This window comes from Streptomyces sp. NPDC052043, assembly GCF_044548235.1.
Lineage (GTDB): Bacteria > Actinomycetota > Actinomycetes > Streptomycetales > Streptomycetaceae > Streptomyces.
Genome location: NZ_JBIUBT010000003.1, coordinates 204,463 through 228,672, shown reverse-complemented (window position 1 = coordinate 228,672; position 24,210 = coordinate 204,463). Strand labels below are relative to the sequence as shown.

The window sequence follows — 24,210 nt, the reverse complement described above, 5'->3', positions numbered from 1 at the left end:
CCCCGCTCCCGACGCCCGGCCGACCGTCCATCTGCTGGACACCGACACGGGCGTGACCAACCACCGGGCCGGCGGCGGCTGCACCGTCAACGACCTGATCGACGACGAGGCCTCCTGGCCGAACCACGGGGGATTCGTCAGCCACGTCAACGCCGTGGTCAACGACCTCCGCAAGGAGGGTGTGCTCGACAACCGCGAGGCGGCGGCGATCAGCAAGGCGGCGGCGCAGAGCGAGATCGGCAAGGTCGCCGGGTACAAGTCCGTCTTCGACGGGACCGCGGCGAGTCTGGCCGACTGGCGGCAGGCCGGGGCGGGCAAGTTCTCGCTCCAGTCGGACGGCACCCTGCGCAGTTCCGGCGGCATGGGCATGCTGTGGTACGCCAAGCAGGAGCTGAAGGACTTCTCGGTCAGGCTCCAGTTCCGTGATGTGGCGCCTGGCAGCGCCAACGCCAACAGCGGGGTCTTCATCCGGTTCCCGGACCCGAGGACGCCGCTGGCCGACCGCCCGGACGGCAGTTGCGGCACGGTCGGCTCGGCCCGCACCGCCCCCGAGTGGGTCGCGATCTACTGCGGCCACGAGATCCAGATCTACGACGGGGCCACCGGTGAGGTCCAGAAGACCGGTTCGGTCTACAACTTCAGGCCGCTGGACCTGGACAAGGCGAGGGTGACCCCGAAGGGCCAGTGGAACGACTACGAGGTGCGTGCGGTCGGACAGCACTACACGATCATCCGCAACGGCGTGGTGATCAACGAGTTCGACAACACGCCCGGCAAGTCGTCGTCCCGTGCGGGTGACCCGCCCACGGACCTGCGTCAGTTCCTCAGCGGGTACGTGGGGCTCCAGAACCACAGCGACACCGATCTGACCGAGTTCCGCAACATCCGGGTACGGAGTCTGTAGCCGGACAACGACAGGAGCCGGGCCCGGGGCGGACGCCCCGGGCCCGGCTTCTCGCCGCTCGGCCGGCCAGCTCGAAGAGTGCGGGCGGTCAGCCCGGTCGGGTCTCCAGCCACTGGAGGACGTCGGGGGTCACGGGGTCGGTGATGTCGGCGAACTCCTCGTGCCTCTTCAGGAACTTGGCCACGTACGGGCAGACGGGCACGATCCGCTTCCCGGACGCGCGTACGTCGGTGAGCGCCTCCTGGACCAGCCGGGCGGCCAGGCCCTGTCCGGCGAAGGCTTCGTCGACCTCGGTGTGGTAGAAGACGCGCTGTTCACCGCGGTCGCGGTAGGCGGTCAGTCCGGCGCGCTCGCCGTCGACCAGGATCTCGTAGCGGTGCTTGGCGTTCGCCCGCCGGACGGTCGCGGCGGTGGAGGGCTGGCTCATCGGGTTACCTCTCGGACGGGGTCGGTGACACGTCGGACGGATCAGCGGCGCGGTGGGTTCCGGCGCGGCCTGATGACGGCGTTCGGCAGCGCGGGGGCGGGAAGCCGCTCTCCCGGATACCCCTCGACGGCGCCGAAGCGGTCGGAGGAGTTCTGCCAGTCGTCCCGGGCCTTGGCGATGTCCTCGTGGCTGCGCCCGATGAAGTTCCACCACATGACGATCTCCTCCTCGAACGGGGTTCCGCCGAGCAGGACCGTCCGCGCGATGCCGTCCGACTCGTTGGTCAGCGTCAGCGCGTCGGCGCCCGGGTGGGCGTAGCCCAGTTCCGCGGGACCCACCAGGGTGCCGGCCAGACGCACCTCTCCCTGGTCGACCAGGAGGCCGTGCTCGTAGCCGGGGTCCACGGCGAGCGTGAGGGACGCGCGCGGCTGGAGGACGATCTCGGCGCCGAGCAGCGGCGTGAAGGTCCGCACCGGGGAGGCGTGGCCCGCCAGGGAACCCAGGAAGACCCTGATCTCGGCCCCGTCGATCCGCGCGGGCTCGGGTACGTGGTGCTGGAAGTCGCGCGCGGTGTCACGGTGCTCCTCCGGCAGCGCCACCCACAGCTGGACGCCGTGCAGGACGGTGGTCCGCGGGGTGGAGACCTCGGAGTGGCAGATGCCGTACCCGCCGGTCATGAGGTTCAGCTCGCCGGGTCGTACGTAGGCGTGGCTGCCCAGGCTGTCCCGGTGCTCGATCTCCCCGCTGAACAGCCAGCTCACCGTCTGGAGCCCGGTGTGCGGATGCGGGGCGACGTCCATGCCGCCCGTCACCGAGACGTCGTCGGGGCCGTAGTGGTCGGCGAAGCACCAGGCGCCGATCAGGGTCCGGGCGCGCTGCGGCAGGGTCCGCCGCACGGTCATCGCCCGGGGGCCGCCGAGAGGCACGTCCCGCGCGGTCAGGACGTCGACCCGGGCCGCCTCGGCCGCGGCCTCGCCGTCGGCCGGCCCTCCGCACCGCACTTCCATGGGGTTCGTCTCGGCGTTGCTCACCGTGGACCGCCTCCCTCACAAATCGTTTTACATTCAACCATCGTGTCGCGATAATAGGACGCTGACACCGGCAGGTACACACGACACGGCAAGGGAGCCGGACAGGCCCCGGAGGAGTCCCAGGTTGAGCACCCACACGACGGAGTCCGAGGACCTGCGGATCTTCATCGACAAGCAGCATCCCACCGCCTACCGCGCGCTGGTGCAGACCGCGGAAGCGGTCCGTGAGGTCGCCGCCGGGGCGGGACTCGACCGGACACTCGTGGAGCTGGTCAACCTGCGCGTGTCGCAGATCAACGGCTGCGCCTACTGCCTCAACGTACACACCAGGGCGGCCGTGCGGGCGGGCGAGACCACGCAGCGGCTCGGAGTGCTGGCGGCCTGGCGGGACACCGAGCTGTTCACCCCCGACGAGCGCGCGGCACTCGCGCTGGCGGAGGCGACCACCGATCCCGGCGACGCGGCCCTCCAGGAGACCGCGTACGAGACCGCTCGCGATGTGCTCACCGACGACCAGATCTCCGCGGTGATCTGGGTGGCGGTCACGATCAACGCGTTCAACCGGGTCTCGATCATGAGCAAGCACCCGGTGCGGCCGCAGTAGGCGGTCCCCGGCCGGGGCGGCTCAGCGCTGCCGCAGGTATTCCGCGCCCAGCGCCCGCAACCGGTCGTGGACCCCGGTGTAGGCGCGGGCGCCGCCCAGGATCCGCTTGGGCAGCTTGGCGACCATCGTGTACTGGGTGTCGCAGACGTTCGCCGCCGGTGCCAGACCGGCCTGGCTGACCAACTGGTAGGCGTCCAGCCGGTCGAGCCCCAGCAGGTCCGCCGTCCACTGCACCAAATCGTGCTGGCTGATGCGGAAGGCGTCCTCCAGTGGGCGCGCGTGCCCCGTGCTCAGCAGGAAGTCGTCGTTCTCCAGCCGTGGCACGGCGGGCGCGCCGCCCTTGACGAGATCCACGGCCACGACCGTGTTCATGGCGGTCTCCACCGCCGTCCCGCACACCTCGCCCTCGCCCTGCCGGGCGTGGCCGTCCCCGATGGCGAGCATCGCGCCCTCGACGTTGACCCCGAAGTACACGGTGGTTCCGGCGCGCAGCTCGGGCGTGTCCATGTTGCCGCCGTGCACACCCGGCGAGATGGACATCAGCCGTTCGCCCGCGGCGGGGGCGACGCCGACCGTGCCGTGCATCGGATCCAGGGGCAGGTCCACCGCGAAGTCGCCGTGGCGGGCCTCGAACCGGCAGGTGCCGGCCTTGGCGTCGATGGCGTAGAGCCAGACCCGCTCCTCCAGCGCCGGATGCAGCATGGCGGTGGTGTGCGTGGCGGTCAGCGCGCCGAAGTGCGGGAAGGTGCTGGACACGCCCCAGTCACGGGCCGGGGAGATGTCCACGAAGTGCACGGCCAGCGCGTCGCCGGGTTCGGCGCCGGCGACGGCGATGGGACCGGTGACCGGGTTGAGGCAGGGGAAGGCGCACACCTGGCTGGGCAGGTCGGCCGTCCCGCGCACCCGGCCGCCGAAGCAGTCCTCGGTGGTCAGCTCCACGATGCTGCCGGGTGGCACCGTCACGACGGGCGACCCGCCACCGAAGGAGTAGGCGTACCGGTCCGGGTCCGCGGGGATGCCGATCACCTGGGCGAGCGAGTTCAATGCGCCTCCTTGGTTGTGAGGGAGTACGGGATGCGGCATGCGCGTGCGGTGTCTATCCGCTGCGCGGCGGGGTCGCGGCCTGCTCGTCCGCGGACTCCATGGCGGCAAGCCGAGGTCGGCGGCCGGTCAGCAGCAGCCCGGCCAGCACCACCGCACCGATGCCCAGCCAGACGAACCCCAGTCGCTGCGCGGCGATGTCGGCGTTCACCACGACGTACGCCAGGATCGCGAAGCCGATGGCGGGGGCGATCAGATGCCGCCAGTAGTCACGGCTGCGCCGGCGGATCAGGTAGTGGACGACCACGGACACGTGCAGGACCAGGAAGGTCGTCAGCGCACCGAAGTTGATCAGCGTGCTCAGCAGCGTCACGCCGTCGTCGCGGGAGTTCATGTAGAGGCCCAGCACCACGGAGACGGCGGCCGTGAGCAGGGTCGCGTTGACCGGAACCCGGTGCCGCGGGTGAACCCTGGCCAGGAAAGAGGGTAGTTGCCGGTCTCGTGCCATCGCGTACAGCAGGCGGGAGGTGGCGGCCTGGGCCACCAGCGAGTTGGCGAAGCCCCAGGCCACGGCGGTGGCCGCGGCGGTCAGGGTGGCCAGCCACGCGCCGGAGGCCGCGCGGGCCGCGTCGTAGAAGGCGGTGCCGTCGGGGTCGCCGTGGTCGATGAGCTTGTCCGGGTCGGGCACCAGCAGGGAGGCCAGCCAGGTCTGCACGATGAACAGGACGCCGGCCAGCAGCAGCGCCGCCACCATGGAGCGACCGATGGCGCGGGCGGAGTCCTTGTTCTCCTCGGCCAGCATCGAGATGCCGTCGAAGCCGAGGAAGCTCAGCACGGCGATGGAGACGGCGCCGAAGACGAGCCCCCAGGAGAAGGTCCCGCCGTTGTAGACCGCGGTGAAGTCGAAACCGCGGCCCTTGCCCTGGGCGAGCGCGATCACGCCGATCACCACGAAGACGGCCAGCACGACGAGTTCGGCCAGCAGCATCACCTTGTTGACCCGCGCGGTCATCCGGATGCCCGTGTAGTTGACCGCGGTGTTGAGCACCACGAAACCCAGCAGCCACAGCCATACCGGGACGGCCGGGACCAGCGAGTTCATGGCGATCGAGGCGATCAGGTACAGCAGCCCGGGCACCAGCACGTAGTCGAGCAGGATCATCCAGCCGGAGAGGAACCCGACGGGAGCCGCGATGCCCCGTCCGGCATAGGCGTAGACCGAGCCCGCCATGGGGAACGCCCGGGCCATCTGCGCGTACGACAGCGCCGTGAACATCATCGCCACCATGCCGATGGCGTAGGTCAGGGCGACCATGCCGCCGGAGCCCTGGAAGACGCTGCCGAAGATGCCGAAGGGCGCGATGGGCACCATGAAGACCAGGCCGTAGACCAGCAGGTCCCGGAAGGTCAGGGAGCGGTGGAGTTCTTGCCGGTAGCCGTAGTCCTGGAGCGAGTCGGGAGGCGGATGTTCGGTCATCGCGTTCTCCTCACTGCCGGGTGCCAAAACCGCGGAGGAGAGCGTAGGGCCAGTCGGTTCCCGACGGAAGCGTTCTGACCTCCTACGAATGACAGCGGCGGTCAGCGGGTTGCCGCGTGCGGCGCGGCCGTGAGTTTGTCCACGGCCGCCGCGACCGCCTCGGGGTCGGAGATCATCGTCAGGTGCCGGGCGCCCGGGATGAGGGTCGGCGGTGGTGCGCCGATGCGCTGGGCGGTCTGCTGCGGCGTCTGCCGGGTGAACACGTCGTCCTGTGCACCGAAGACCACGGCCTTGGGCAGGTCCAGCCCGGCGAGCCGCGCCACCCGGTCGGCGGGCAGGCCCGGCACGCCTTCGGCGAGCATGCTCCACAGCGCACCCTCCGCGCCGGGCACCTGGAGCGGGCGTCGCCACTGCTCCACACCGGCGGCGTCCAGGGGCGGGCAGGCAGGCCCGCACTGCGCGTCGTACAGCCTTCGGATCAAGCCGTCGTAGCCGAGTCCGATCCGCAGGAGGCTGGTGCGGTAGGGGTCGATCAGCACGTACTTGAAGGCCGACGGTGGACCGGCGCCCGTGTCGAGGGCGTCGCCGTCGAGCAGCATCACACCCCCCGTCCGGCCGGGAGCGCGCAGCGCGGCCTCCGTGACCACGGCGGCTCCGCTGGAGTGCCCCACCAGCAGCGGGCGCTCACCGGGCCCTCCAAGGTCCATGGCATCGAGGAACCCGAGCAGTTGACGGGTGAAATGGTCGACGGTGTACGGGCCGCGGTGCTCGCTGTACCCGTCGCCGGTCAGGTCGAGTGCGTACACCCGGTGGTGGCGGGCAAGCAACGGGGCCAGCCGCGACCAGGTGTCGACGGACTCGAAGGCGCCGTGCACCAGGACGACCGGCGAGCCCGTCGCACCCCAGGTCTGGTAACGCGTCCGGACATCCCCGGCCTGGACGTACCTGAGCCCCGGCGGGGGCGCGGCGCGCCCGGCGGTGAAGCCGTTGTACGCGAACGAGGCCACGGTGGTGACCACCAAGGCGACGACGCAGCCCAGCGCGACGCGCCGCAACCACCGCCGCGGCCGTGAACGGCGCGGCCGAGCCGCGGGATCGGCAGGGGGTGTTGGCGCGGTGGACGCTGGTGGGGCATCACCGACTCCGCTGAGATCAGCTGTCACACGCCACAGGATCGCCCACGGCAGGACCGCTGTCCTCCCTCGGGGGGAGGCATGATGACTACTACGCCGGACGTACACATCCTCGATGACCAGCGGGGTGCGGGGCCGGCGGGAGCCGGCCCCTGCCTCGCGTTCAGCAGCCGGAATCGGCGATGACGAAGTAGCCGGGGGAGGTCTCCTTCAGGGTGTGGGTGATGGCGACGTTGTACAGGCCCATGTTCTGGTCGGAGCCGTTGGCGTACGTGTAGCCGAGGCTCTGGTGGGCGCGACCGGCCGCGACCTGGTTGTAGTTGTTGGCGGTGTAGCACTTGGGCGCGGCGCCGGTCGTGGTCGCGGTGACCGGTGCGGAGGAGGCACCGACGACTCCGGTGGAGTCGACCGCGGCGACGGTGTAGCGGTAGGAGGTGCCGGCGGACAGGCCGGTGTCGGTGTACGAGGTGCCCGTCGGAGCGCCGACCTTGGTGCCGTCGCGGTAGACGGTGTACGAGGCGGCACCGCTGACGGCGGTCCAGGACAGCGACGCGCCGGTGTCGGTGGTACTGGTGACCGCCACTCCGGACGGCGCGGGCAGGGCGCCGCTGCCGGGGCCGCTGCCGTCGTCGCCGCCGGACCCGTCCAGACCCCAGAACGTCGCGGTGTGGTAGCTGGAGCAGATGGCGTTGAGGTAGTAGGCCCCGGTGCTGCCGCACTGGTCGGCGCCCGAACCGGGGTTCACGGCGAGGCCGTGGCCCATGCCGGAGACCGAGAAGAGGGCGACGGCGGGCTTGCCTGCGGAGTCGTTGTAGATGCTCTCGGTGGTTCCGCCGGTCAGGTTCAGGGTGCTGGAGGCCGTCTGGCCGATGCCCCAGACGTCGGTCCACTGGTCACGCAGCTCGGTGCCGTTGACCGGGGCGACGGTGGTGTCGGAGGTTCCCTGCCAGATCGCGACCCGCGGCCACGGACCGGTGTACCCCGGGTAGGAGTTGCGCACCTTGTCGCCCCACTGCTTCGGGGTGAGGTTCTGGTTGCTGTACTGGCAGCCGGACGCGGCGGCCTGTGTGGTGGCGCACTGTGCGGGGAGTCCGGAGTCGAGGGCGCCGCCGGCGAACACGTCGGGGTAGTCGGCGAGCAGGTCGGCGGCCATGCCGCCGCCGGCGGACAGGCCGGTCACGAAGATCCGGCCGCGGTCCGAGCCGTACTGTGCCGCGGCGGTGTCGACCATCTGCGCGACCGAGGCCGCCTCGCCCTTGCCACGGGTGTCCTTGGCGGGGTCGAACCAGCTGAAGCAGGACAGGAGGTTGTTGGCCGCGCTGGTCTGCGGGTAGACCACGGCGAAGCCCCACTGGTCGGCGAACTTCTGCCAGCCGGAGTGCGCGTGGTAGTCGCTCGCCGACTGGCTGCAGCCGTGCAGAGCCACGACCAGCGGCGCGTTCGCGGGGAGGTTCACGGGCGCGTACTCGTACATCGCGAGGTTGCCGGGGTTGGAGCCGAAGCTCGCGACCTGCTGGAGGGTGCCGGCAGCCTCGGCGGTCGGGGCGAGCGGGGTGACAGCGGTCAGGGCCGCGGCCAGGGCGCCGATCGTGGCGGCCAGAACGCCGCGCCTGAGGAGTCTGCGTATCGAGCAGTGCATGGAGGGCCTCCAGTCGGTGGCGGTGGGGGGAACAGGAGTGCGGACGAGACGCGGTGCCCTGCGCTCTCATGTCGCGGGTCCGTACGTGTCCGCAGAGGTCCGACCGGTACGGCCCGGGGGTGCGCCGGTCGGCCGACATGCGGGGCAGCGGTGTCCTGACGGGCCGTCGTGCGGCTGTGCGGAGTGCGGCTCACGGCTGGGAGGCCTCCTGGTGGCTGGTGGCGACGCGGGAGGCGCGGGCGGCGCGCAGCCGCGCGGGCAGCCGTACGACGCCGCCGGGCAGCAGGTAGATCACCGCGACGAACAGCGCGCCGAGCAGGAACAACGGCTGGGAGAGCGGCACCCGGACCACGGCAGGCAGACCGGCGACCGCGCCGGAGTCGGCCAGGTCGCCGAGCCGGTGGTCGGCCCAGGTGTAGAGGATGCCGCCGAGCAGGGGGCCCCAGCGGGTGCCGGAGCCGCCGAGCACCACCATCACCAGGAGGGACAGGGTGAAGTCGGAGGTGGTGGTCTGCGGGGTGGCGCCGCCGGTCAGCAGGAGGTAGACGATGCCTCCGAGCGCGGCCAGGCCGCCGGCCAGGACGAACGCGGCCAGTTTGAAGCCGTACGGCCGCAGCCCCAGCACCTCCACGCGGCGTTCGTTCTCCTTGATGCCCTCCCAGACCCGGCCGATGGGTGAACGGACCGCCCACTGGACGGCGCACACCACCACGACGAGGTAGGCGAGCGCGAGCCAGTACAGGTTGGCGGTGTGTTCGATGCCGACCAGCGAGGCGGGCAGCTGGTCGGTGGGGGCGGCCCTGCCCTCCTCGCCGCCGGTGATGCCACCCGGGTCGCGCTGTACGAGGATCGACCCGGCCTGTGCGAAGGCGAGGGTGACCATGGAGAACCCGATGCCGCTCACGCGCAGGCTGACCGCGCCCAGCAGGGCGGACAGCGCGACTCCAAAGAGCAGACCGAGCAGCGCGGAGACGGCGAACGGCAGGCCCGCCTCCAGCATGATGGCGTTGGTGACGTACGTGCCCGCGGCGAAGTAGAGCGCGTGGCCGAAGGACAGCAGGCCGGTGCGGCCCAGCAGCAGGTCGTAGCCGGTGGCCAGGCCCCCGAAGAGCAGGCACAGGGCGAGCAGTTGGAGGTTGCCGGGGCTGCCGATCGGGCCGTCGAGCAGGCCCGGCAGGGGCAGCGCGCTGTAGGGGACGGTGAAGAGCACCACCAGCAGCAGGGCCGGCCACCAGCGGGCGGCGCGGCGCAGCTGCCCGGCGCGGGCCGCGCGGGGGTGGTCCGCCGTGCGGGCCTCGCCGCGCGGCTGGGTGGCGGTGGTCATGCGAGCCTCCCGGTGAGCCCACGCGGCCGGACCAGCAGCAGGGCGGCGAGCAGGACGACGACGGCGAGGTCGCCGAGCCCGGCGGTGGTGTAGTAGTTGGCGAACTGCTGGACGAGGCCCACCGCGACCGACGCCAGCGCGGCGCCGGTGAGCGAGCCCATGCCGCCCATCACGACGACCACGAAGGCGAAGATGAGCAGCGAGGTGCCCTGGGCCGGGTCGACCGAGCCGAAGTAGAGGCCGCCGAGCGCACCGCCGAGGGCCGCGGCCGCCCCGCCGATGGCGAAGACCAGGGTGAAGGCCTTGCGCACGTCGATGCCGAGCGCAGTGACCATGGCCCGGTCCTCGACGCCCGCGCGGACGACCAGACCGTGCCGGGTGCGGCCGAGGAAAAGGTGGAGTGCGGCCAGCACCGCCACGGCGGCGGCGATCAGCACCAGGCGGTTGAGCGGCACCTCGGCGCCCAGCAGCCCGAAGGTGCCGGACAGCGCCTCGGGTCCGGGAAAGGGCCGGGCGTCGGCGCCCCAGATCGCGGACAGCAGCGCAGGGACGGCCAGGCCCACGCCGACGGTGGCGAGGATCTGCTCGCGCGGGCGCGTGTAGAGCGGGCGGATGACGGCGAGTTCGAGCAGCACCGCGGCGGCGGTGCCCACCGCCGTGCCGAAGACGACCGCGAGGGCGAAGCCGGCGCCCCCTGATCCGGCGCCGGGCAGGTGACCGGAGGCGGCCCACCAGGTGGCGTACGCGCCGATGGACATCAGGGCGCCGTGCGCGAAGTTGAGCACGTCCATCAGCCCGAAGATCAGCGAGAGACCGGAGGCGACCAGGAAGTACAGCGCGCCCAGGCCGAGTCCGGTGAGGGTGAGCAGAACGACGGTGGACATCAGGCGTCTGCCTCCGCGGTCGGGGCGGCGGGGTGGGCCGCGGTGCGGGCGGGGGTGCCGGGGGACGCGCCGTCGGGTGTGCCGGCGGACGGGGTGCCGGTGCCCCCGTGGCGCGCCCGCCCGACACCGAGCAGCCGGCGGGCCGCGTCGGCGTCGGCGAGCAGCTCGGCTGCGGGGCCCTGGTGCGCGGTGCGGCCGTCGGCGAGTACGGCGCAGTGCCGGGCGAGGCGGCGCACCAGGGCGAGGTTCTGCTCCACCAGCAGGACGGGCACCGCCTCGGCGGCGCGCTCCAGCACCCGGGCGACCTCGGTGACGACCTTGGGTGCCAGGCCCTTGGTCGGCTCGTCGGCGATGATCAGCCGGTTGCCGTTGAGCAGGGTGCGGGCGATGGCGACCATCTGCTGCTGGCCGCCGGACAGGGTGCCGGCGGCCTGCCGGGCGCGCTGCCTGAGCTCCGGGAAGAGTTCGTACACCAGGTCGTACGCCGGTTCGCCGGCGCCGGGACGCTCGGCCAGCCGGAGGTTCTCGGCCACGGTGAGGGCGGCGAAGACGCCCCGGTCCTCGGGGGCGTAGCCGACACCGCGGCGGACCAGGGCGTGGGTGGCCAGCCGTACCGTCTCCTCGCCGCCCAGCAGCACGCTGCCGGTGCGTGGGACGAGACCGAGGATGCCGCGCACGGTGGTGGTCTTGCCGGCGCCGTTGCGGCCCAGCAGGGCGGTGGTCCCGGAGGCGGCGACCTCGAGGTCGACGCCGTGCAGGATGTGCCGGCCGCCGATGACGACCTTCAGGTCACGCACCGTCAGCAGGGGATCGGGCAGGGTGCTCACAGCTCCTCCCCCAGGTAGGCCTGCTGAACGGTGGCGTCGGCCATGACGGCCCCCGGGGTGTCCAGGGCCAGCAGCGTGCCGTGGTGCATCACGGCGAGCCGGTCGGCCAGGCCCAGGAGCACGTCCATGTGGTGCTCGACCATGAGCACGGTGCGGCCCTCTTCGCGGTGCAGCGAGCGGATGAGCTCGGTCAGTGCGGGCACCTCCTCGGCGCTCACGCCCGCCATCGGCTCGTCCAGCAGCATCAGCCGGGGATCGCCGACGAGCAGAACGGCGAGTTCGAGCTTGCGTTTCTCTCCGTGCGAGAGGGAGTCGGCGCAGGTGTCGGCGCGGTGTGCGAGCTCGGTGCGCTCCAGTACCCGGGCGACCTGCTCCGGGTAGCTGTCGGCGCGGCGCCAGACCCGGTAGGAGCCTCCGCCGGCGGCCTGGGCCGCCAGCCGCACATGGTCGGCGACCGTCATGCCCGGCCACAGACTGGAGGTCTGGAAGGTGCGCCCGAGTCCGCGCCGGGCCCGTGCGTAGGCGGCCTCCGCGGTGACGTCGGCGCCGTCGAGCCCGATCGTGCCCCGGGAGGCCCGGGTGATCCCGCTGACCAGGTTGAACAGGGATGTCTTGCCCGCGCCGTTGGGGCCGATGAAGGCCAGGAACTCGCCTTCGTGGACGTCGAAGGAGACGGAGTCGACGATGGTCGCGCCGCCGACCGTCCAGCCGATGTCACGCAGCCGGAGGACAGGGGTCGGGGAGGTGCCCGCCTCCCCGACGCCCGGACCCCGCACGGCGCTCGGTCGCGTCGTGTCCGAGGAGGTCATGTTGTCAGCCCGCCGCCTTCACCGGAGGCGCGACCGCCGCCATCGGGATGCTGTCGATCAGCTCGGGCCGGGCGGCGCTGCCGTTCCCCTTCAGCCTGGCTGTGAACATCGGCTGCAGCAGGGCGTGGTCCTCGGCGCGGATCTGCTCCTTGCCCTTGGGCCCGTCGAAGTTCCAGCCCTCCAGCGCCTTGACCATGGCGTCGGTGTCGGTGGCGCTGCCGGCTTCGATCGCGTGCACGATCATCTGTGCGGCGGTGAAGCCGTCGGGGCTGAACAGGTCGGGGGTGCCGCCGTCCTTGTTGATGCCGTCGAGCATCGCCTTCTCCACCGGGTTGTCGCCGCCGGCGCCCGGGAAGTAGTGCGCGAGGAAGGAGACCTTGGAGCCCGCCTTGCCGAAGATCGGGTACGAGGCGGTCCCGGCCAGTCCGGTGACGACCTTGCCGGCGTCCAGTACACCCTGCTGGTCCAGGGCGGTCCACAGGGCGGGGGCGGTGGCGCCGGCCCACGCGACGAACACCAGGTCCGGCTTGGCGGCCCTGGTCTGGCGGGCGAAGGGGGTGAGGTCGGTGGCGCTCGGCGGGGCCAGCACGGAGTCGACCTTCGCGCCCTTGCCGCCCAGGACGGCCTTCACCGCGGCCACGTTGGCCTGCCCGAACGCGGAGTTCTGGGCGAGCACGGTGACCTTCTTGCCCTTGGCGTCGCCGAGGAGTGTGCCGGCGGCGAGGATGTCCTGGTAGGACTGCCGTCCGGAGCGGAAGGTGTAGCCGTTGACGCCGGTGACCGCGTCGGTGGCGGCGGGGCCGGCGACGTACAGCACCTTGTTCTGCGCGGCCAGTGGTGCCATCTGCAGGGCCACACCGGAGTCCGTGGTGCCGGTGATGATCTTGTAGCCCTTGCCGACGAGGGTCTTGGTGGCGGCGACGGCCTTCGCCGGGTCGCCCGCGTCGTCCTGCTCGGTGACCTCGATCGGGTGGCCGCCTGCCTTGTTGGTCCCGTGCGTGGCGTAGGCCAGGCCCGCCTTGAAGCCCTCCTCGTACTGTTTGCCGTAGGCGGCGAGCAGTCCGCTGCGGGAGTAGACGAGGCCCACCTTCACGGGAGCGGAGTCCTTGCTGCCGGAGCTGGAGGACGCGGTGCCGGCGGTGCCCGCCGCGGAGCAGCCCGTGACCAGGGCCCCGATGGCGATCAGGGTGAGTGCGCGGACGGTTCTGCTTCTGACGGTGTCCATGACGCTGGGACGCATGATGACCGGCTCCTGACGGTGTGTCGCCCGCCCGCCATCGCCGGGCGCCGTCTTCTGCTGAGAACGGCGCTCGTAGGCGCGGTGGCGGAATCGCGGTGATGAGTTGCCGGAACGATAGGAGCGCCACGGCCCGTATGACATGTGGTCAACCACCGCTCCTGGGCGGCCAGGCATGTCCTCGGCACACATGGTCGAAGCGCCGCGGGCGCCCGCCCACGATCCGCTCCCTCCGCGCATTGATCCTGCGCCCCGGACCCACGAGAGCCCCTCAGCCGAGCGCTCCCGTTCATCGCACGTCCGCCGCGATGTTGAAAACTGTCGCAAAAAAAGGTGATATGCGGCTTCGGCTTAATCGGATCGCGACCTGACCAGCCTTGACGTGCCATACGGGCAGTTGAAATCGTCAGCAGCGGCGCTGCTGGATCACGCGGCTGCCTTGAACTGGCTTACTCCCACACGAGGTTGTCGCTTCATGTCCGGCGCTCTGCTCACTCCTGCTTCACCCACTCGTGCAGCTTGGTCAGCACACCCCAGGCTCGTACACCAAAGCAGCTTCGCGCCAATCATTTTCTGACCCCCGAGGATCCGCACGTCCTGTCCGAGCGCTCGCGACCCGGTGCCCGGTCAACGCGGCCAAGTGTCCAGCCACTCACTGGATTTGCGGGCCGATACGCTCCACATCACGAAAGGCCGGCTCACAGTGCTGCGTTACATCGCCCGCAAAGCAGTCGGCTGGTTTTTGATGATCGCCATCGCGACCAACCTCACGTACTTCCTCGCTAACGCATTCCTCAAGCCTGCGTCGAACTACACCGCGTTGCGACCGCCTCGAACTCCAGCCCAGATCAACCATTCGCTGGCGCTTTACAATCTCAATCCAGACAAACCGATCGTGGATCGGTGGTGGCACTGGATTTCCCAGATCGTGACTCACTTCGATTGGGGCCAGTCGCCGACCGGGGGCAGCGTCAACGACCAGGTCGCCTATCGGATTTTCGTCAGTGGCCAGCTGGTCCTGGGCGCGACGATCCTGTCCATCGTCATCGGCGTCGGGCTGGGCGTCTACACCGCGTCGCGCCAGTACAAGGCCGCCGACCGGGTGTGGCAGGGGATCTCCGTGCTCTCCTTCAACACGCCGTCCGCGGTGGCTTCCCTTGCTGTGGTACTCGCGGCCATCGCGCTGAACCAGGCCCTGGGCAGCACGCTGCTGCCTGTCGCCGGAGCGCAGAGTCCCGAAGTCACCGGGTTCTGGGCGGTCTTCGGGTCCAGGGCGACGCACGCGATCCTGCCCACGATCTCGCTCACGTTCATCTCCTACGCCGGATACCACCTGTTGCAGCGATCGCTGCTGCTGGATCACATCAACTCCGACTACGTCCGTACCGCACGGGCCAAGGGGTTGACGCGGAAGCAGGCCATCTACCGGCACGGGCTGCGGACTTCGATCATCCCCGTCGCCACTCAGGTCGCGTTCGCGATGCCGGCGCTGTTCACCGGCGCGGTGATCACGGAGACGGTCTTCGCCTGGCACGGAATGGGTGAGTACTTCACCAAGACCATCAGCACGAACGACGTGCACGGCGTCGTCGCTGTCGCAGCCTTCGGTGCCCTCATGACGGCCATCGGCGCGATTCTGGCCGACCTCGTCATCGTGGCCCTCGACCCCAGGATCAGGGTGAGCTGACGTGGCCATCAACATGCCCGGTGTCGGACCCGACGCCGCAGAGACGCACCCCGACGAGGCTGAAGCGCGCGAACTGGGGAAGGCCGGCCCCGGCGGCAAGCGCCTCTCCCCGTCCAGGCTCTACATGCGACGCTTCGCGCGCAACAAGCCGGCGCTCGGCGGTCTGGTCCTCTTCGCCCTCCTCGTGTTCTTCTCGGTGTTCGGCCGGTACCTGACCCACTGGGACCACATGGAGGCGGACTTCACCGCCCTCTCCGTCGCCCCCGGGGTCGACGGCCACCTGCTGGGCACCAACGGCGCGGGCAACGACGTCTACGCCCAGCTCGTGCACGGCCTCGGCAGATCGCTGATCATCGCCGTGGCGGTGTCGCTGCTGACCACCGCCATCGCCGGACTGTTCGGCACCACCGCCGCCTACTTCGGCGGCAAGGTCGAGCGGGCGATGCTCGGTCTTGTGCACTTCCTGCTCATCCTGCCCTCGTTCCTCATCATCGCCCTGGTCGGTACGCACTACCGCGGCGACTGGCAGGTTCTGGTCGTGGTCCTCACGCTGTTCGGCTGGATGCTCACAGCCCGCGTGATCTGGTCCCTGGCCACCTCCCTGCGGGAGCGCGAGTACGTGACGGCGGCCCGCTTCATGGGCGTCAGCCCGATGCGCACCATCGTCCGCCACCTGGTGCCGAACATCGGGTCCTTGCTCATCGTGACGTTCACCCTCGGGGTCGCCTCGACCGTGCAGGCCGAGACGGCGCTCTCCTTCATCGGTTTTGGCGTCAAGCAGCCCGACGTGTCGCTGGGTTCCATGCTCGCCGACGGGCAGAACACCCTGTCCACCGCTCCCTGGCTGTTCTACCTGCCCGCAGCCATGGTGGTGCTGCTCACCGTGGCGATGGCGCTGATCGGCGACGGTCTGCGGGACGCCCTCGACCCCACCTCGCAGTCTGGAGGCCGCGCATGATCGAGCAGCGCGCTGTCACGCCCAAGCCCGACACCCAGCAGCCCCTGCTGTCCGTGCGTGACCTGAAGGTGGCCTTCCCGTCGGAGGCAGGCCGGGTGGAAGCCGTCCGCGGCGTCTCCTTCGACCTGCACCGCGGCAAGACCCTGGGCATCGTGGGCGAATCGGGGTCGGGCAAGTCCGTCACGTCCATGGCCGTCATGGGGCTGCTGCCCGACTACGCCGCGGTCAGCGGCGAGATCACGCTCGGCGGGAAGAACCTCCTCGACCTCGACGACCGACAGATGTCGAAGGTGCGCGGTCAGCACATCGGCATGATCTTCCAGGACCCGCTCTCGTCGCTCACTCCGATCTTCAGCATCGGAGCCCAGATCGTCGAGGCCCTCCAGATCCACCAGGACATCTCGTCCGCGGCCGCCTGGAAACGGGCCGTCGAGCTGCTGGACCTGGTCGGCATCCCCAACCCCGACCGCCGCGCCAAGGGGTTCCCGCACGAGTTCTCGGGCGGTATGCGGCAGCGGGCCGTCATCGCCATGGCGATCGCGAACGACCCCGACCTGATCATCGCCGACGAGCCGACGACCGCTCTCGACGTCACCGTGCAGGCGCAGATCCTCGACGTCCTCAAGACCGCCCAGCGCGAGACCGGGGCCGCGGTCATCATGATCACCCACGACCTCGGGGTGGTGGCCGGCTCGGCCGACGACGTCATGGTGATGTACGCCGGTCGGCCGGTCGAGCGTGCCGGGGTGGAGGAACTCTTCGCGCGACCGCGCATGCCGTACACCATCGGCCTGATGAGTGCGATTCCCCGACTGGACGACCGCGCCAGAAACGCCCTGACCCCGGTCCCGGGGACTCCGCCGCTCCTGGTGGACCTTCCCGACGCCTGCCCCTTCGCGGCTCGTTGCCCCGTGGTGCAGGACGCCTGCCGGGAGGCCGAACCGCCCCTGCTGGCGGTCGCCGAGGACGACACCGGCGAGGAGCACTCGGCCGCCTGCCGGCGAGCCGCGGAGATCGACGACGGCGCCATCGGCGGCGAGCCGATCTACCCCGTCCCGGTCGCCAGGGAAAATCGGGCCACGGCCGTCCCCCGCGAGGACCGGCCGAAGGTCCTGGAACTCTCCGGTGTCACCAAGACCTTCCCGCTCACCAAGGGTGGCCTGCTCAAACGCAAGGTGGGCACCGTCTTCGCCGTCAACGGCATCGACCTGGACATCCGCGAGGGAGAGACGCTCGGACTCGTCGGCGAGTCGGGGTGCGGCAAGACCACCACACTGCTGGAGATCATGGGGCTGAAGCCGCCCGAGCAGGGCAGCATCACCGTCTGCGGCCAGGACACGGCGAACCTGAAGCGGAAGCAGGACATCAGCTCCGTCCGCCGCAACATCCAGATGATGTTCCAGGACCCCATGGGGGCACTGGACCCCCGCATGACGGTCTTCGACATCCTCGCGGAACCCCTCCGCGCGGTCGGTGAACGCGACAAGAAGGTGCTCGCCACCCAGGTGGCGGAGCTCATGGAACTCGTGGGACTCGACCCCGAGCACCGCGACCGCTTCCCCGCGGCCTTCTCCGGCGGGCAGCGGCAGCGCATCGGCATCGCCCGGGCGCTCGCCACGAAGCCGCAGCTGCTCGTTCTCGACGAGCCGGTCTCGGCTCTCGACGTCTCGGTGCAGGCCGGCGTCATCAACCTGCTCAACGACCTCAAGGCCGAGCTGGGCCTGTCCTACCTCCTCGTCGCCCACGACCTGTCGGTGGTGCGCCACATCTCCGACCGCGTGGCGGTGATGTACCTGGGGCGGATCGTCGAGATCGGCACCACCGACTCCCTCTTCGACGACCCCAGGCACCCTTACACCAAGGCGCTCCTCTCCGCGATTCCCCTGCCCGATCCGGTCGCGGAACGCACCCGGGAACGAGTCCTGCTCAAGGGCGACCTTCCCAGTCCGACCGACGATCAGCCGGGTTGCCGGTTCGTCACCAGGTGTCCGCTCCACTTGACGCTGTCGGAGCCGCAGAAGAAGCAGTGTCTCGGAGTCACTCCGCAGCTCACCGGGAGGGGAGACCCGGACCACCGCGACGCATGCCATTTCGCGGACACGACCACATCTGTCGACAACTAAGCTGAAAGGCTGTCATGAGAAGAATTACTCTGAGCGGGTTGGCGTTCGCCGCCACCGCTTCCCTCGTCCTCTCCGGGTGCGGCGGTGGTGGCACCGACGACTCCGGGCAGAAGAAGTCCAAGGGCGCCACCTCGGAGAACGAGGTGCTGACCGCGTACAACCCCCAGCCTGCGAGCAACCTGAAGCAGGGGGGCAAGCTGACGCTTCCCATCGTGGAGATTCCCGATCAGCTCAACCACATGCAGGGCAACGCATCGCTGTACACAGCGAAGCTCGCGTGGTTCTACACGCCGCAGCTGTCCTTCAACGACCCCAAGGGCAACATCACCTTCAACGAGGACTACCTCACCGACGTCCAGCAGACGACGGTGGACGGCAAGACTCAGGTCACGTACGACATCAACCCGAAGGCCAAGTGGAACGACGGCCAGGACATGGACTGGACGACGTTCCGGGACACCTGGCACGCGCTCAACGGGAAGGACAAGGCGTACGACGTCAGCTCCACCGACGGCTACTCCAGCATCGCCTCGGTCAAGAAGGGCAAGGACGCCAAGCAGGCGATCGTCACCTTCGACGGCCCGTTCGTGTACTGGAAGTCCCTCTTCTACGAGCTCGTCAACCCGCACATCGCCAAGGCCGAGGCCTTCAACAAGGCCTACGTGAACAACCCGCACGCGGAGTGGGGTGCCGGCCCTTACACCATCTCCAAGTTCGACGCCAAGGGCGGCACCGTCTCCTACAAGCCCAACCCCAAGTGGTGGGGTGCCAAGCCGCATCTGGACGAGCTCACCTTCGTACAGATGGAGGTCAGCGCCAGTCTCAACGCCTTCAAGAACGGCCAGATCGACGCGGTGCAGGCAGGCAACGCCGAGGAACTCAACCAGGTGAAGTCGGTGAAGGGGACCGAGCTTCGCCGCGGCACCACCACCGCCAACAACCTCCTGGTCTTCAACAGCACCTCGCCTCAGTTGAAGGACCCGGCGGTGCGCAAGGCTCTGATGGAGGGAATCGACCGTTCCCAACTCGCGAAGATCACGTTCCAGGGACTCGGCTACACCGAGCCCCTGCCTGGATCCTTCACTCTCTTCCCCTTCCAGAAGGGGTACCAGGACAACTTCGGCAAGCTCGTGAAGTTCGATGCCGCCACCGCGAAGAAGGAACTGGATGCCGCGGGCTGGAAGGTCGGCTCCGACGGTGTGCGTGCCAAGGACGGCAAGAAGCTGGAACTGACCTTCCCCACCATCGGTGACAGCTCCACCGTCAAGGCCCGTGCCACCGCCATCGCCCAGATGATGAAGAACATCGGCGTCAAGCTGAACATCGAGGCTCGCCCCTCCGCCGACTTCAACAAGGTGTTCACCGAGCGCGCCTTCGACATCTTCGGGATGGGCTTCATCTCGAGCGACCCGAACGGCATGCTCTACATCTGCCAGATGTACTGCTCCGACTCCACTCTCAACGTCTCCCGCTCGGTGCCGAAGAGCATGGACAAGGAGACCAACGCCGTCACCAACCTGCCGACGTTGGACGAGCAGCTCGACGCCGGCAACAAGGTCGAGCTGGAAGCCATGAAGACCTACGGCATCATGCCGATCCACAACGGCCCCACCATCTGGGCCGTCAAGAAGGGTCTCGCCAACTACGGGGCGGCCCAGTTCTACGGCAGCTACGGCAACCTCGGCCGGCCCGAGCTGATCGGCTGGCAGAAGTAAGCCGCACCGCCGGGGGCTCCGCCGCAGCATCGACGCGGCGGAGCCCCCGGCCCGTACTGGGCTCTGTTACCTGGTCGGTGGTGACGGCAGGTGACGGGCGCCGTTGACGTCCAGTGGACACAACTGGTGCCACTGGTCCCCAAGAATGATCGAAGGCCGCTTCCGGATTGCTCCGAAAGCGGCCTTCGACCTGCGACTCTCACGAGTCGGGACGACAGGATTTGAACCTGCGACCCCTTGACCCCCAGCAGTGCGGTCGATCTTGGTTTGAAGACTTGTACCGCCGTAGCGCGCCCCAGGGCGCAGTCATTGCCCGTTCATGCACCGTTGGTTCTCCTTCTGCTCCTAGAGGGGTCGCCCAACGCGCTTGACGGCAGTAACGCGCAGCAAGGGTGTCGCACGCGGTTACTGGAGCGACAGGCTCCACCGCCAGGCCCGACCGGGACGGTCCACACCGGGTTGGTGTGCTCGCTGCCCGCACCCTCGAGCGTGTTCAGCCCGAAGACGCACTCGGTGCAGTCACCCGTGGTCGCGGTCCAGTACCCGCCGCCAGCCGCACCGTTGGCGGCTCCGGTGGAGCGGGTGACGCAGCCGCCCTGGTTACCGGAGGCCTGGCTGCTCCTGTCCCAGAACCTCGATCCGCACCTCACCCGTGGGGGCAGCACCCCGGCCCCGCACCGCAGAGGAAAAGCCCACCCACCGTCAGAGCCGCCTCACGGGCAGCCACATACCCGGATTTGACGTCTGCCGCTGGCCACGCGCGGTACTGCTCGGCCCGCGCCCGCTGTGCCTGCACGGCGACAACTGTTTAGCCGGAACGAAGTTCGCAGCCCGGGGCCGAACAGGCGTCGTCCGGCCCCGGACCTCGCGCGCCTATAGGCCGAGCATGTGGCTCAACTGGTCGTGACTCGCCGCCGTACCTGCCCAGATCCGGATGTCAGTGATCTTGCCCGGCAGATAGTGGGCCCAGTTCGTGTCTCCAGCCGCGTAACCCTTGCCGACAGCGAAGTCGCCTGGCCCCATCATCGCCGGGAACTCGGCGCCCGCGTCGTTCTGGTTGATGTCCAGGAAGAGCCGGATCACGCTGGAGGGGCCGTCAAAGTCGCCGGTGATCCGCACCGGCGTGTCCAGCGCGGCCGTCTCATCGGACTGCACCCCCGTGAACATCCCGTCGGCCTCCATCCGCCCGAACTTCCAGAAGCCGGCCGGAACCGTCACCTGATTGAAGTCGTCGTCTAGCGTGGTCTCCACGCCCGTACGCTGGTACCAAAGGCCCCACGCGGATCCGTCGGGCGCACGCTGCCCCAGCACCTGTGCCGTGTAGCCGTCAGGCTTGCTCAGCAGCGCCTTGCTGTCCAGCGCGACCTCGGTGCTCACCGTGAACGAACCCGTGGCGTCCACGACAGGACCTGCGGTCACAGCCGCCCCGTCCTTTCCGTCCAGCACGAGGCTCGTACCGTCCAGCGACGCCCCACCCGACAGCGCAAGGGACCGCCCGTAACCGGAGACGGTGTCCGCCAGAGTGGTCCCGGACTTCCCCGCCGGGTCCCAGGCCGCGACCAGTTCGACGGCAGAGGTACCGTCAGCGTTGAACAGCCGGGCCTCCGTAGCGATCTCGTCCGCAGTCAGAGGCCGCTGCCAGACCGCGACCTCGTCCACCCGGCCCTTCCAGTATCGATCCCCGCCCGCGGGGTAGGCCTCCCGGCCGAACTGCAGCGCCCCATCGCTGATCTTCATGTCCGAGCCACTGGGGAGATCAACAGGCGACCCTTGGATCCGACCGTTCACATAGAGGCTGATCGTGCGGGTCGACGACGAGGCGTCGTACACGGCCGCCAGATGCGTCCACGTCTTCAGCGGTATTCCCGCCGCGGCCGCGTCGACCGCTTGGTACTTGTGCACACCGTTCTCGTACCAGGACCACACGAACACCCATCGCTGAACCCCCGACGAGTAGTACAGGGAGAAGCCCGAGCCGTCGCTCCCGAACTCCGACATGACCGTCCGGTACGCCGAGTCGTCCGTCGCATAGGCCCAGGCCGAAACCGTGAACGACGACTTGGTGTTGATCGCGGGCTGATCCGTGGCCGCATACCCGCTCTGCTGCAAGGCGTTGGACGTGTCGTTCAACCACAAGGAGTAGTCTCCGTCACCGCGGCGCCCCAAGCCGGACCAATCCGCCCCCGCCGTGTACAGCGTCGCCGGGTGACGCACCCCTTCCGTCGCCGTGTCCGCGGCCTTGGTCACCCCGGAGTTCGGCTTCGCATCGTCGAAGTGCCAGCGGCCCACGGCCGTCTGCCCCTCGGCGACCTCGAACTCCACAGCCGCCGCCGCACCCCACCTGTTCGCCAGGTCCTTCGCCCGGACCTGCAACTGCTGGGTACCCGCGAGCTGCGGAGTGATCTGCGCCTGCACCGTCGAACCCGACAGCGCCGAGGACCAAACCGACGACGAGGAAAGCTTGTACTGGTAGGCGACGTTGTTGTTGTCCCCCGCCGCCGGGGAGAAGGTGAACTGACCCGCGACGCCCGGACCTCCGGCCGCCGCACAGGCGTTCGCCGTGCACGGCGAGTACGGACCACCGAAGGTGATCTTCGGAGCTCTGGGCGCCGTGGCACCCACGACTGTGCGCTCCCCCGAGACCCCCACACGCTCACCGGTCTCGGCTGCCTTCTTCGCAGCCGCCCACGCCTCGGAATTCCCGGAATCCGCGTACGCAGCGCTTGCGTCGACACCCAGCAGCGGGAGACCCGCCAACAGGGCCGTCAGCACTGCCAGCGCGGCCACACCACGTGCAGGGAATCTTCGGACGCCAACTTGACGGCGTGTCATAACCCACCCCATTACGTCACTTTTCAATCACACTCGGCCATGATCGCGCCGATTCAAGCAAGGTTGATCAACCACGGTCAACGGTCGGCAGACAACAAGGCGTTGCAACTCCGAGAAATCACCGCCAAACCTCCAACAGTTAGAACTCCGAGTGAATATCTGGCCACCAATGAGCCGCCTCGGCCCTTCAATCGTGCGGTATGGAATAAAAATTTCACGCTGGAACAACAGGGCTGTTTTCCGAGTTGGGCGTGGTGAAGCAGCGCGCGCGGCCTGGGCCCGCAGCAAGCGGAGAGTCGTCTTCACACCTACAACGAGGAGGAGTTGACTCGGGCAGATACCACAGCGGCCTGAGCTGAACGCCTCTCAGGGCCAGCCGAGAGCGCATGAGCCCGGCGCACCAAAGCTCTCAGCGTCCGTCGCCAGGCACCGCCATAACGGCCGGTCACCGGGTCAAGGTAACAAGCACCCGGGCCGGTTGAGTACGCGTACTCATGTCACGCTCTCTCTCGCGCAGCCATGATCGGCCTCCGGGTCAGGCTCGCAGAGGGGACGGCGGAGAAAATGACAGCGGTACAAGCCGGAGGGAATCGGGGGCCCGCCTGGTGGCGCTCGTTCCTGGGAACCCGTGTGGCCAGGTCGTCCGCGGTCGGCGCCGGGCTCGGCGCCGCTTTGACGGCGCTTGCCGCCGCTCTTTCCGAATGGACCCTGGACGAACTCCTCCCGTGCGGTCGGCAGGAGTGGGACTGCCTGGGGTCGGCGCTTCTGCTACTCGGAGCAGCAACGGTGTTCGGCTTCCTGGCGAGCTGGCTGCTGCTGCGCCTGGCGGGCGTCCGGCCAGCCTGGCGGGTAGCTGTGCTCGCCGGCCTTCTCGTCTGGTTCGGGGCCGAGCTGAGCGATCGGGCGCTCGCCGGGAGCCTCCCGACAGCGGTTTCCCCGCTGGCCTCGGCCGCCCTGTTCGCGCTGGCCGCCGCCCTGACCGCGCCTCGTCCCCTCCTCTGGCAACCCCGGATCGCACTACTTGTCGCTCTTGCTCTGTTGTGGCCGCTTTCGGGGCTCGTGGGTGACCACCGCACTGAAGCGAGCAAGCGCAGTGAGCTCGTGGATGCTGGTGTCCCCCTGCTTGCGCCCGACGTCACCGGCTACCGCCTCGACCATCCGTGGGCCACTCGATACGGTCATGAGCTCGTCTACCGCCTGTGGCCCGAGCGGCCCGGCGTCGACGCCAACGATCCGAATGGCTGGGCAGTCCATGTGTCCGTGGCACCGATGGAGCCCGGCTTCCACCCACCGGTCTGCGAGGCGCACGGCGATAGCGGCCCCTTTTACCACATGCCATGCAAGCCGGTGGCCCCCAACACCTGGCGCACCGTGAAACAGCACTCGGTCTTCTACTTCGTGCGCCGGGATGATGCCGTGGCCGTACTCGCTTCGTACGGAACGCACGTCACTGACGGCGAACTGCGCGCCCTGGCGTCCACAGTGACCGTGAGGGAGCCGGGCTTCTTCCTCCGATGAGTCGAAGACAACTGCCAGGGGCCTTGGATCGTTAAGCAGC

At 69.4% G+C, this 24,210-nt stretch carries 19 protein-coding genes; 7 read left to right on the top strand and 12 right to left on the bottom strand.

The features are described from left to right. Nucleotides 1–52 precede the first annotated feature (52 nt). On the top strand, nt 53–904 hold the full coding sequence (locus ACIHCX_RS08885; RefSeq protein ID WP_400028665.1) for a DUF1080 domain-containing protein: 852 nt from the start codon (nt 53–55) through the stop codon (nt 902–904). A gap of 88 nt (nt 905–992) precedes the next feature. Here ACIHCX_RS08885 and ACIHCX_RS08880 read toward each other — a convergent pair whose 3' ends face one another. Together ACIHCX_RS08880 and ACIHCX_RS08875 are read right to left on the bottom strand one after the other, a co-directional pair. After that, the gene (locus tag ACIHCX_RS08880) at nt 993–1,331 is read right to left on the bottom strand and encodes a GNAT family N-acetyltransferase (RefSeq protein ID WP_400028005.1); all 339 of its coding nucleotides are present in this window, start codon (nt 1,329–1,331) and stop codon (nt 993–995) included. Between the two features lie 41 nt (nt 1,332–1,372). Continuing rightward, the gene (locus tag ACIHCX_RS08875) at nt 1,373–2,362 is read right to left on the bottom strand and encodes a pirin family protein (protein ID WP_400028004.1); all 990 of its coding nucleotides are present in this window, start codon (nt 2,360–2,362) and stop codon (nt 1,373–1,375) included. A gap of 124 nt (nt 2,363–2,486) precedes the next feature. On the opposite strand from ACIHCX_RS08875, the gene ACIHCX_RS08870 reads away from it, so the two are divergent. Continuing rightward, entirely contained in the window at nt 2,487–2,966 is a 480-nt protein-coding gene (locus tag ACIHCX_RS08870; RefSeq protein ID WP_400028003.1) for a carboxymuconolactone decarboxylase family protein, read from the top strand. Between the two features lie 21 nt (nt 2,967–2,987). Here the strand turns inward: ACIHCX_RS08870 and ACIHCX_RS08865 are convergent, their stop codons facing one another. The 9 genes from ACIHCX_RS08865 to ACIHCX_RS08825 all read right to left on the bottom strand — a co-directional run bounded on the left by ACIHCX_RS08865 (nt 2,988) and on the right by ACIHCX_RS08825 (nt 13,325). Next, nucleotides 2,988–4,010: an acetamidase/formamidase family protein gene (locus ACIHCX_RS08865; RefSeq protein ID WP_400028001.1), complete on the bottom strand. Its 1,023-nt coding sequence runs from the start codon at nt 4,008–4,010 to the stop codon at nt 2,988–2,990. Between the two features lie 52 nt (nt 4,011–4,062). Then, entirely contained in the window at nt 4,063–5,484 is a 1,422-nt protein-coding gene (locus ACIHCX_RS08860; protein WP_400028000.1) for an APC family permease, read from the bottom strand. Between the two features lie 101 nt (nt 5,485–5,585). Beyond that, the gene (locus tag ACIHCX_RS08855; protein ID WP_400027998.1) at nt 5,586–6,503 is read right to left on the bottom strand and encodes an alpha/beta fold hydrolase; all 918 of its coding nucleotides are present in this window, start codon (nt 6,501–6,503) and stop codon (nt 5,586–5,588) included. A 277-nt stretch (nt 6,504–6,780) separates the two neighbouring features. Then, on the bottom strand, nt 6,781–8,256 hold the full coding sequence (locus ACIHCX_RS08850) for a PHB depolymerase family esterase (RefSeq protein ID WP_400027997.1): 1,476 nt from the start codon (nt 8,254–8,256) through the stop codon (nt 6,781–6,783). Nucleotides 8,257–8,446: 190 nt separating this feature from the next. Next, nucleotides 8,447–9,580: a branched-chain amino acid ABC transporter permease gene (locus tag ACIHCX_RS08845; protein ID WP_400027996.1), complete on the bottom strand. Its 1,134-nt coding sequence runs from the start codon at nt 9,578–9,580 to the stop codon at nt 8,447–8,449. After that, complete coding sequence (locus ACIHCX_RS08840) at nt 9,577–10,464, bottom strand: branched-chain amino acid ABC transporter permease (RefSeq protein WP_400027994.1); 888 nt, start codon at nt 10,462–10,464, stop codon at nt 9,577–9,579. The genes ACIHCX_RS08845 and ACIHCX_RS08840 overlap by 4 nt, the downstream gene beginning before the upstream one ends. Further along, complete coding sequence (locus tag ACIHCX_RS08835) at nt 10,464–11,291, bottom strand: ABC transporter ATP-binding protein (protein ID WP_400027992.1); 828 nt, start codon at nt 11,289–11,291, stop codon at nt 10,464–10,466. Before ACIHCX_RS08835 ends, ACIHCX_RS08840 begins: the two co-directional genes overlap by 1 nt. After that, the gene (locus ACIHCX_RS08830) at nt 11,288–12,100 is read right to left on the bottom strand and encodes an ABC transporter ATP-binding protein (RefSeq protein WP_400027990.1); all 813 of its coding nucleotides are present in this window, start codon (nt 12,098–12,100) and stop codon (nt 11,288–11,290) included. Before ACIHCX_RS08830 ends, ACIHCX_RS08835 begins: the two co-directional genes overlap by 4 nt. Before the next feature lie 4 nt (nt 12,101–12,104). After that, nucleotides 12,105–13,325 carry a substrate-binding domain-containing protein gene (locus ACIHCX_RS08825; protein ID WP_400028664.1) on the bottom strand — a complete coding sequence of 407 codons (1,221 nt, stop codon included), beginning with the start codon at nt 13,323–13,325 and terminating at the stop codon, nt 12,105–12,107. Between the two features lie 715 nt (nt 13,326–14,040). Between ACIHCX_RS08825 and ACIHCX_RS08820 the strand changes: the two genes are divergently transcribed. Genes ACIHCX_RS08820 through ACIHCX_RS08805 form a run of 4 tightly spaced genes read left to right on the top strand, consistent with a single transcriptional unit; the run spans nt 14,041 to nt 19,820 of the window. Further along, nucleotides 14,041–15,024, top strand: coding sequence for an ABC transporter permease (locus tag ACIHCX_RS08820; RefSeq protein WP_400028663.1), 984 nt, complete (start codon nt 14,041–14,043; stop codon nt 15,022–15,024). Between the two features lies 1 nt (nt 15,025). Further along, entirely contained in the window at nt 15,026–15,982 is a 957-nt protein-coding gene (locus tag ACIHCX_RS08815) for an ABC transporter permease (RefSeq protein WP_400027988.1), read from the top strand. Next, the gene (locus tag ACIHCX_RS08810) at nt 15,979–18,105 is read left to right on the top strand and encodes a dipeptide ABC transporter ATP-binding protein (RefSeq protein ID WP_400027986.1); all 2,127 of its coding nucleotides are present in this window, start codon (nt 15,979–15,981) and stop codon (nt 18,103–18,105) included. The genes ACIHCX_RS08815 and ACIHCX_RS08810 overlap by 4 nt, the downstream gene beginning before the upstream one ends. A gap of 14 nt (nt 18,106–18,119) precedes the next feature. Beyond that, nucleotides 18,120–19,820: an ABC transporter family substrate-binding protein gene (locus tag ACIHCX_RS08805; RefSeq protein WP_400027985.1), complete on the top strand. Its 1,701-nt coding sequence runs from the start codon at nt 18,120–18,122 to the stop codon at nt 19,818–19,820. 873 nt (nt 19,821–20,693) lie between these two features. Here the strand turns inward: ACIHCX_RS08805 and ACIHCX_RS08800 are convergent. Then, on the bottom strand, nt 20,694–22,607 hold the full coding sequence (locus tag ACIHCX_RS08800; protein ID WP_400027983.1) for a LamG domain-containing protein: 1,914 nt from the start codon (nt 22,605–22,607) through the stop codon (nt 20,694–20,696). Between the two features lie 675 nt (nt 22,608–23,282). On the opposite strand from ACIHCX_RS08800, the gene ACIHCX_RS08795 reads away from it, so the two are divergent. Beyond that, the gene (locus ACIHCX_RS08795) at nt 23,283–24,170 is read left to right on the top strand and encodes a hypothetical protein (protein ID WP_400027981.1); all 888 of its coding nucleotides are present in this window, start codon (nt 23,283–23,285) and stop codon (nt 24,168–24,170) included. The last annotated feature ends 40 nt before the right edge of the window (nt 24,171–24,210 follow it).